The organism is Pseudidiomarina donghaiensis (assembly GCF_900116895.1).
Classification (GTDB): Bacteria; Pseudomonadota; Gammaproteobacteria; order Enterobacterales; family Alteromonadaceae; genus Pseudidiomarina; species Pseudidiomarina donghaiensis.
In genome coordinates this window covers 203,041-211,677 of record NZ_FPCF01000004.1, presented here as the reverse complement: position 1 = coordinate 211,677, position 8,637 = coordinate 203,041, and the positions used below count along the sequence as shown (strand labels likewise).

Sequence of the window (8,637 nt, the reverse complement as noted above, 5' to 3'; positions counted from 1 at the left end):
TATTTGTCAAGCGAGCTGATTAACTGGGCTGAAAAGCATCAAATTACGATGCTCTACATTCAACCAGGTAAACCGACTCAGAATGCTTATGTTGAACGATTTAATCGAACAGTGCGGCATGAGTGGCTCGATTTACACCTGTTTGACAGCGTCGAACATGCACAAGAACTTGCCACTCAGTGGCTTTGGCTTTATAACAACGAACGGCCTAACACGGCTATCGGAGGCATTCCGCCCAAACAATTAACGCAAGCGGTTCATTAATTCTACGAATAACTGCTGCTTAAAATGGGGGGATTACAATACGTAACGTTGGTTTCATGGAGCTTTCTTAGGAAGTCAGGGAGCTCTTTTGCGGTAATTGTCGGTAAATGCTGCTTCTTGGGCTTCTTGAAAGCAGATTTGATGGCAGCGATTGGATTTCCAGTAATTAATTTTTTAATGACAGCGTAATTCATTATCTCGTTTAACCGCTGAATTACACGTTTAACGGTTTCCAACCGCCCTGTTTTCTCAACCGGTCGTAATACATCAATGACCGTTTAAGCACTTATCTGGCTAACCGGCGTTTCACCTAAACGGTTAAATACATGTAGCTCTAACGATCGCCAAATATCATCAGCGTAGTCAGCAGTCACCTCACTTTTTTTGACCTCGAACCATTCTTCAGCAACTTTTCTCAAAGTCGCGTTCTCTGAGTAGCGTTGTGCCGCTCTTTCTTCCTCTCTGGCAAGCTTAGGGTCTACCCCTTCAGCAACTTGGCTTCTAGCAGCTTCTGTGAGCTCATGGGCTTTTTTAAGGCTCATATCGGGGTAGCTACCCAGCCCCATATTCACGCGCTTTTTTGTCGTCGGGTGAATGTAATTGAAGTCCCAAAGCTTAGAACCATTCACTCTCACTCGCAGCTGTAAGCCTTTTCCATCGGACTTAACGTAGTCCTTGTCTTTAGGTTTGAGTTGTCTGACGGCTGCATCCGTGAGCCCAATAGTAGAGCGCGCCATAAGCATATCTCCCTTCGATGTATTCCAAAGAGTTTACCCAAAATCGCTTGGAATACAAATTGGAATACTAAAAACTCAGGCTGGGGCTGGTTTTCTTGGGATAAGCTGGGAAAGCAAACGCCTATGAAAACCTTATTTTACGTGGCTTATAAAGAAAAAAGGGGATGTCGTGAGACATCCCCTTTTATGGAATTGGTGGAGCTGGCGGGAGTTGAACCCGCGTCCGTAATACCTACATCCTCGGTCCTACATGCTTAGTCAGTCTTTTAGTTAATCACCAAGTCGCCGACAGACAGGCTACTTAAGGTGACGATCCCGATTGGTTTTAACGCTTTGGCTACGGGCGAAGCCTCCACGCGAGTCTGCTTTGGGGTGAACCGACTGATCCTAGTCTCACAGACAAAGCGCTAGGGGTCGGACTCAGCGGGTTATTAAGCCGCTAAAGCGTAGTTGTCGTCGTTTGCAACTATTAAGTTGAGGCTTTTTACGAGGCCAGCCTCACCTCGGCATGCACCTTGGGTTTCGTGTATTCCGTCGAATCCAAATCAGCCCCTAAGGTTAACGTTTTTAATTCTACACCTATATGGTGGCGCTGTCAGCCATTTCAAGTGCTGACAACGCAATTAAAAAGCGTTATTGCCATTCAACCAGCAAATCTACGCCTGAGTAGGCTTGGTAACCTTGCAGGCTGATGTACCAACGGCCGCTGCCTGGGTTATCAATGCTGCAGCTTTCGTTATTACCAGAACGGTACGGACGGCAGTTGTAGCTTGAACTTGTTGGTTGCGAGCCTTGGCGTACGTATAAGTCGGCATCGCCGCTGCCACCAGACATAGTCACGTTCAATGCCGTCATCCCCGCAGGTAGGTCAACATAGTAATGAGTCCATGAGCCGGTTGCGCCAGAAAGGTCAGTTGCAGAAGCTGAACCGCCCTCACCGCCACCGCCAGAACTAGGCGCGGTAAATGCACCGGTTAAGTTCACGTTTGAGAAGCTTGAATAAGCCCGAACCATCACGTGGTAAGTACCCGCTTGCACGTTCGAGATAGTGCAGGTTTCGGTGTTACCCGTGCGGTATGGGCGGCAGTCATAGGTTGAGGTGGTTGGTTGTGAGCCAAAGCGCACATACAAGTCCGCGTCACCCGAACCGCCGTTCATGCTAAAGCTTAAGTCAGTCGCGCCGGCAGGCACCTCTAAGTTGTAATACAGTGCGTCACCGGTGGTTGCTGCTAGGCCAGATACGGTTTGGCCGTTGGTTAATTCGTTGTTCGCTGGTGGCTCAGTACCACCGCCACCAGAGCCGTCACAGCCGTTGGCAGCAAGATAATCAATAGCGTCTTTGGTTTGCACTAAGCCGTATCCAAAACGTACGTCGCGGCCGGCAGAGCCTAAGTCTTCAGCAGAAGCATTCAACGCACCACGAATTTGAGCCGCGCTGCAGCTTGGGTAATGTGACCAAACCAAGGCAGCTACACCGGCCACGTGTGGCGATGCCATTGAGGTACCGCTCATGTTGCCATAGTTGCCCTGGCTACCGGTGCCCTCTGGGTAAGTAGACAATACGTTCACACCAGGGGCGGCAATTTCTACTTGGCTATTTTTCTGCGAAAACGACGCCAAGCCTTTGTTGCTATCTACCGCAGCAACCGAAACCACCGCATTGTAAGAAGCTGGGTAAGACAATGCGTCAGTAGAACTATAGGCCGAGCCATCGTTACCTGCTGCGGCAATTAACAACACACCTTGGTTGTATAAATTCTGCATGGCATTGGCTTCGGTTTGGCTTGAACCACCGCCGCCTAAGCTCATATTCACCACGTCTGCACCGTTGTCGGCACAAGTTTCTATAGCCGCTACCAATGACGATGAATAGCCCCAACCGCTAGCATTAAACACTTTGACAATATGCATGCTTGGGTTGCTGCCAATCACACCACGCACACCTAAGCCGTTATTTAACGCAGCAATGGTGCCGGCTACGTGGGTGCCGTGCGGGCCGCCTTCGTCGTACCAATTGCCAGTTCCACTGTTGTTGGTGCCGTTAATGGTGCCAAAGCGAGTACCCATATCTTCGTGCGGCAGGTCTAAACCCGAGTCAATCACACAGATTTTTTTACCACCTGCGGCGGCTGACGCCACGCTGTCATCTACTTGGTTAGCCTGCACCATGTTAATGCCGTAAGGCACTGTTTGTGCCATAAGTCGACGTGGCTGATCCACTTCGACATATTCAATGTTTGGGTTTTTTTCTAAACGCTTTTTCTGCTGTGGCGTTAATTCTGCGGCCACTGCTAAGTTGTGGCGCATGCTTAGTTTTACTTTACCGCCATTCTTTTCAATCATTGACTGTGCATGGGCTAGCGCCAACTCTGATCGACCACGATTACCAGATTTTTGTACCGCTTTGCTGTTTTCTTTAAATTTAATGATGTAGCGTTGTGGTCCGGTTGCTTCGGCTTGCGCCGTCTGCAAGGGTTTGGCATTGCTGTGATCTGGAGGCTGAGCGACAGCGGCGGACACTGAAACAGCAAGCGCCGACAGCGTTAGGAATGTCAGTTTTTTCATGAATTTCTTCTCTTTTTATTATGTGTGTGGCGTTTATAGCCAGTGCTTTACAGCGGCGGGATACAACATTCGGCTGCGTGTTGGTGTTGCTGTACAGATTTTCAGCAACACCTTTAAGCTATCAGCTCGTGTATGCTAGCTAAATACTTAATAAGTAAAACAAAAGTAAATGATGTTAAATTTTTTAGTGCGTCATATTGCGTCGCATCTACCACTTTTCGTATTCTATTGCGCTTCCATAACAACAAAAATACAGGATAACCTTGTGCGCAAGCTTTTATTCATTAGCTGTGTTTTATTATTAACGGGCTGCAGCTCTGCTCCATACTTTCAAACACCAGCTCCAACCCTCAACGCAGAACAAGCACTGAACTACAAATTATTTGAAAACCCACACATCAAAACCGAAAGCCATGTGCAAGTGCACTTAGACGAAGCCAAAGACATTACCTACGTGCAGAATTTTGGCGGTGGTGGTGTGGCTTTAGGTGTGGCTTTTGGGCCACTAGGTGTATTAGCCAACGTGGGTATGATTCAAGCCGAAACCGACGGTGACGTTGAGAAGTTATACGGCAAGTTACCATTGCCGGTGGCGGATATGTTCGGTCAGGCAGCGACCAATCAAGCGGTGAGCTACGATGAGACCGCCGACGTGCGCTTTCACCCTTTTGTGATGGTCGTGCGTGACGAAGACGAGATGTTGCGTATGGGCACCGCGCTAATTGTTGAAATTCCGCAACCAGACGGCACGGTTTGGAATGGTCGTTATACACACCAAACGTCTTTGCATTTACCCATTGACGACATAGCTGACGGCCTAGGTGACGCGGAGCACACACAAATTCATGCGGCTATTGAACAGAGCTTTGACGATATCGTCGCGCTTTACGTGAATGACCGCACAGGTAAATATACTGAACTTGACCATGTGCTTATTGAGTCTACCTTTTTGTCACCGCGCATTGTGTTTGAAATTAACGCCAAGGTGTTAGAGCGCAGCGACGATCGTGTGACCTTGCGCTCAGGTGCAGGCTTAATTTCTTTGCCACTTGATGACAGCTTAGCGTTAAAAAGTGCAACCGCTAAAAAACGCAAGAAAAAAGCCAAATCATAAGTTCTATTCAACACCTCACCCGAGGTGATGTTACGCGCGGCTAAGCACCACAGCCGCGCGTTGCTTCCGCTTCCCAAAGCCAAAAGCTCGTCTGAATGTCGCTAAGGGTATCGGCAAATACTGTCGATCGGCTGGCGATTGCCACGGAAAGGTATCTTGGTCGGGGTCGTTAATGTACACGTAGTGCTCGTCGGCAGCGCAAATGAGCACCCAGTGCGGCGCTTTACTCTCGTCGAACACGTACGTACTAATGAGCGCGACCACCAGTTTGCCCTGATTTAGATCGTGAATCAGTTGGCTTAGCGTGTAATCACCCACAATAATCGGTACTTTGGCGCGTTTTAGTGCGGCAATGTCGGCCTCTTGAATGCGCGACATGATTTGCTTTTTGTCGGCGCTGCGTACCGAATCTAGCAATAACGGACCGGGCTCACTAACGTGCAACTCAACATTTAAACCGCGTTTAACAGCGGCGCGTGCTAACCCATGCGGGCCGCAACCACCGTGGCCGGAGGTCATAAAAATAGTGGTGGCTTCACGCCAAATTTCAAGTTCCTCGTGGTGCGCGTCGCGACATGGAATATCAAAATAGGCCATCGCCATAAGCAAGCTTGCCGGACCACAGGTAAATTCGGTGGTTTGGGTGCGATATGGCACCAAATTGGCATTCCCGTTATCTAAATCACTTTTCTCAAACCGTGGCAGTAACTTCTGTAGCACCAGAGCATCACTGTCATCTTCGTAGTATTCAGGCCGTATTTCCATGTCGTAATAGCCGGCATGGTGGTACATTTTCAGCGCCGCCATGTTGTCGGTTTTGACTTCTAAGCGCATGAACAAACAATAGCGCTCATCGGCATCATGCTCGGCGGCATCTAGCAGTAGGCGCCCCACCCCGCGCCGACGGAAATCTGGGTGTACGGCCAGCGAATAAAGCCGCGCAAGCTCGGTCGCTTGGCGATACAAAACAATATAGTAGCCTATGGTTTGGCCGTTATAACGGGCCACTTTGAAGTCGCCAATGTGCTGATCAATAAAGCGCTTGAAGCTACGGCGGCTAATGCGGTCAGTGACGAAACTTAAAGTTTCAATGGCCTCTAATGCGTCCAAATCGGCGCGTTCAGCGTTAACTAACTGCACCTGTTGAATACTTAGCTGCATGGGCTGTTGCACATTTTGTTGTGTGTTTTGTCGCATAGGGCTTTGCATGAAGTGACCGAAGCGTGCTCTGCACGCGAAAAGTAAAATGAGTGATTATTATACGCCAACCCTGTCGCACCGTGCACATGAAAGTGATAAACTAGCGCGCAAATTTTTTGCCCTAGCCGAGGATCCTTCCGTGAGTACTGAAAAACCTTCATTAAGCTATAAAGACGCTGGTGTAGACATTGACGCAGGCAATGCCCTCGTTGATCGCATTAAAGGTGTAACCAAGCGGACAAAACGTCCGGAAGTGATGGGCAGCATTGGTGGTTTTGGTGCGCTTTGTGAGCTGCCAACCAAATACAAACAACCGGTATTGGTTTCTGGCACCGACGGCGTGGGTACCAAGTTGCGCTTAGCCATTGACCTGAAAAAACACGACACCGTGGGCATCGACTTAGTTGCCATGTGCGTGAACGACCTCATTGTGCAAGGCGCAGAACCATTATTTTTCCTCGACTATTATGCCACCGGCAAACTTGACGTTGATGTCGCGGCTGACGTGGTGACTGGTATTGGCGAAGGCTGTGTGCAAGCGGGTTGTGCGCTTATTGGCGGCGAAACCGCGGAAATGCCAGGCATGTACGAACACGGCGACTACGACATTGCTGGCTTTTGTGTGGGCGTGGTTGAAAAAGAACAAATTATTGATGGCAGCAAAGTTGCCCCGGGTGACGCATTAGTTGCGTTAGCTTCATCGGGCCCGCATTCAAATGGTTATTCATTGGTGCGTAAAATTCTTGAAGTAAGCGGCGTCAACCCAACGGAAGAAATGCTAGACGGCAAGCCGTTAGCTGAGCACTTGCTAGCCCCAACTAAAATTTACGTGAAGTCGGTATTGGCTTTGCTTGAGCAAACAGACGTTCATGCCATTTCACATATTACTGGCGGCGGCTTCTGGGAAAACATTCCGCGCGTATTGCCTGACTCAGCCAAAGCCATTATTGACGACAGCAGCTGGGAATGGCCTTTGGTATTTAACTGGTTGCAACACAACGGCAACGTCACCACCAAAGAAATGTACCGTACCTTCAACTGTGGCGTAGGCTTGATTATGGCTCTTCCACAAGCACAAGCTGAGCAGGCCGTAGCCTTGTTGCGCGAGCATGGCGAAGACGCTTGGGTTATTGGCTCCGTTGCAGCGCGCAACGGTGACGAAGCTCAGGTTGAAATTCATTCATGAAGCGCATTGTTGTTTTAATTAGCGGTTCTGGCACCAATATGCAGGCCATTATCGATGCCTGCCAAGCTGGTAAAGTTGCGGGCAATGTGGTGGCAGTTATCAGCAATAAAGCAGGTGTTGGCGGTTTAGAAAAAGCCGCCAATGCGGGCGTAGCAACCGCGGTACTGTCACATCAAGACTTCGCCACGCGTGAAGCCTATGACCTTGAGCTAAAACAACTGGTTGATAGCTATCAGCCTGATTTGGTGGTGCTAGCCGGCTTTATGCGCATTTTGACAGCTGATTTTACCCGCCATTATCACGGCCGCATGCTCAATATTCATCCGTCGTTGTTACCTAAATATAAAGGCATTAACACCCACCAACGGGCGTTAGACGCTGGTGATTCTGAGCATGGGGTAAGTGTTCACTTTGTTACCGAAGAGCTTGATGGCGGGCCAGTTATACTGCAAGCCACGGTGCCTGTATTTGCTGGAGACACCGCGGCCGACTTGCAGGCCCGTGTGCATACGCAAGAACATGCCATTTATCCGCTGGTGGTGCAGTGGTTTTGCGCAGATCGCCTGCGCTTAACCAACCAAGGTGCCGAGCTTGATGGCCAATTACTCGGAGCCGCCGGCTACGCCGACGACTAAGACTATTGCTGAATATGGCTTAACTGCAAGGTGGCAACCTCATCGCCATCTTCACGTTGAGCCATTTTAACCAACACATACCCAAGTTCTGGGGCAAACCAATAATCTGTTTCTCGGCGCGAGTTTTCGCGTACACGCTCAACTTTCACCGCAGTTATTTCGCCATAAGGTAACGTCAGCACCTCTTCGCCCACGCGCTGAAAACGAAGCTCATCGGCCTGGCCTTTTTCATCAATTACGTTATAGACAAAATCAGTTTGTGCTTGGTTTTGCACATCTAAGCGCAATTGCTCCACATTTGCAGCTTCATCCATACTGTGTTGCACAATGTTCACTGCTACAGGCTGTTTTGTGTTGCGATTAATCAATTGCTTTTGTTGCCAATCGAAGATGCCGCTAAAACCTTTATCGCGCCCAGTGCCTGAGCGTTTATAGGCAAACGTTTGGGTTTGGATGCGGCCATTTTCAAGCACAAATTCAGACCAAAACCGGCGCCTGTCGGATAAAAACAGCAATGAGATCTCGGTTTCGGTATACAGCTTATAAACACCGTCAGTGAGCGATAAACTGCGAACGGCTTCGCCATAGTTACTACCACCTCGCAAAACTTCATAGCGCGTTTCGTAAGGTATTAACGTCGCAGAGTTGGATTCACTTACCATAGCTGAACTGGTAAAGCTTGCAGTAAGCAAGGCCCCCGTTAGCATGACTTGCAGGGTAGCAAAGTGCATTTTTATTGTGCGCCAAAACGTCATATTCAATACCTTCTTTGACAGCGCGAATGCCGCGCCAACTTTTCTCTATATTCTCTGACCGCTTAAATTTAGCAGAGTTTAGAATTATTTACCGATTAGACCACTACCAAGCACTGTTTACTCTTGAAAAAAGTGATCAAAACGACTACCCTCAACATACTGGTCAGACCTCTAAAAGAAC

The 8,637-nt window shown here is 48.9% G+C and carries 7 protein-coding genes, 1 other RNA gene and 1 pseudogene; 4 read left to right on the top strand and 5 right to left on the bottom strand.

Features of this window, described 5'->3' with window-relative positions:
- On the top strand, window positions 1-264 hold a 264-nt coding region (locus BM334_RS09055; protein ID WP_143119031.1), incomplete at its 5' end, for an integrase core domain-containing protein.
- A gap of 2 nt (window positions 265-266) precedes the next feature.
- On the opposite strand, the pseudogene BM334_RS13015 reads toward BM334_RS09055, so the two are convergent.
- The 3 genes and pseudogenes from BM334_RS13015 to BM334_RS09040 form a co-directional block, all read right to left on the bottom strand.
- A pseudogene (locus BM334_RS13015) lies at window positions 267-1,001 on the bottom strand (phage integrase central domain-containing protein).
- Between the two features lie 193 nt (window positions 1,002-1,194).
- Window positions 1,195-1,554: a transfer-messenger RNA gene (gene ssrA, locus BM334_RS09045) on the bottom strand.
- A gap of 80 nt (window positions 1,555-1,634) precedes the next feature.
- Window positions 1,635-3,566 carry a S8 family serine peptidase gene (locus BM334_RS09040; protein ID WP_092840953.1) on the bottom strand — a complete coding sequence of 644 codons (1,932 nt, stop codon included), beginning with the start codon at window positions 3,564-3,566 and terminating at the stop codon, window positions 1,635-1,637.
- Between the two features lie 265 nt (window positions 3,567-3,831).
- Between BM334_RS09040 and BM334_RS09035 the strand changes: the two genes are divergently transcribed.
- On the top strand, window positions 3,832-4,680 hold the full coding sequence (locus BM334_RS09035) for a hypothetical protein (protein WP_092840951.1): 849 nt from the start codon (window positions 3,832-3,834) through the stop codon (window positions 4,678-4,680).
- Window positions 4,681-4,710: 30 nt separating this feature from the next.
- Here the strand turns inward: BM334_RS09035 and rimI are convergent, their stop codons facing one another.
- Window positions 4,711-5,877: a ribosomal protein S18-alanine N-acetyltransferase gene (gene rimI, locus BM334_RS09030; RefSeq protein ID WP_177215067.1), complete on the bottom strand. Its 1,167-nt coding sequence runs from the start codon at window positions 5,875-5,877 to the stop codon at window positions 4,711-4,713.
- Between the two features lie 142 nt (window positions 5,878-6,019).
- Between rimI and purM the strand changes: the two genes are divergently transcribed.
- Together purM and purN are read left to right on the top strand one after the other, a co-directional pair.
- Window positions 6,020-7,066 (top strand): phosphoribosylformylglycinamidine cyclo-ligase, encoded by a 1,047-nt coding sequence (gene purM / locus BM334_RS09025; RefSeq protein WP_092840981.1) that lies wholly within the window; start codon window positions 6,020-6,022, stop codon window positions 7,064-7,066.
- The gene (gene purN / locus BM334_RS09020; RefSeq protein WP_092840949.1) at window positions 7,063-7,701 is read left to right on the top strand and encodes a phosphoribosylglycinamide formyltransferase; all 639 of its coding nucleotides are present in this window, start codon (window positions 7,063-7,065) and stop codon (window positions 7,699-7,701) included. Before purM ends, purN begins: the two co-directional genes overlap by 4 nt.
- A gap of 2 nt (window positions 7,702-7,703) precedes the next feature.
- Here the strand turns inward: purN and BM334_RS09015 are convergent, their stop codons facing one another.
- On the bottom strand, window positions 7,704-8,456 hold the full coding sequence (locus BM334_RS09015) for a DUF3108 domain-containing protein (protein ID WP_092840947.1): 753 nt from the start codon (window positions 8,454-8,456) through the stop codon (window positions 7,704-7,706).
- Window positions 8,457-8,637: the final 181 nt, after the last annotated feature.

What these genes read in the sequence shown, in the direction of transcription:
- BM334_RS09040 (WP_092840953.1), bottom strand. Translation starts at nt 3,566, where the DNA reads ATGAAAAAACTGACATTCCTAACGCTGTCGGCGCTTGCTGTTTCAGTG.
- rimI (WP_177215067.1), bottom strand. Translation starts at nt 5,877, where the DNA reads ATGCGACAAAACACACAACAAAATGTGCAACAGCCCATGCAGCTAAGT.
- purN (WP_092840949.1), top strand. Translation starts at nt 7,063, where the DNA reads ATGAAGCGCATTGTTGTTTTAATTAGCGGTTCTGGCACCAATATGCAG.
- BM334_RS09015 (WP_092840947.1), bottom strand. Translation starts at nt 8,456, where the DNA reads ATGACGTTTTGGCGCACAATAAAAATGCACTTTGCTACCCTGCAAGTC.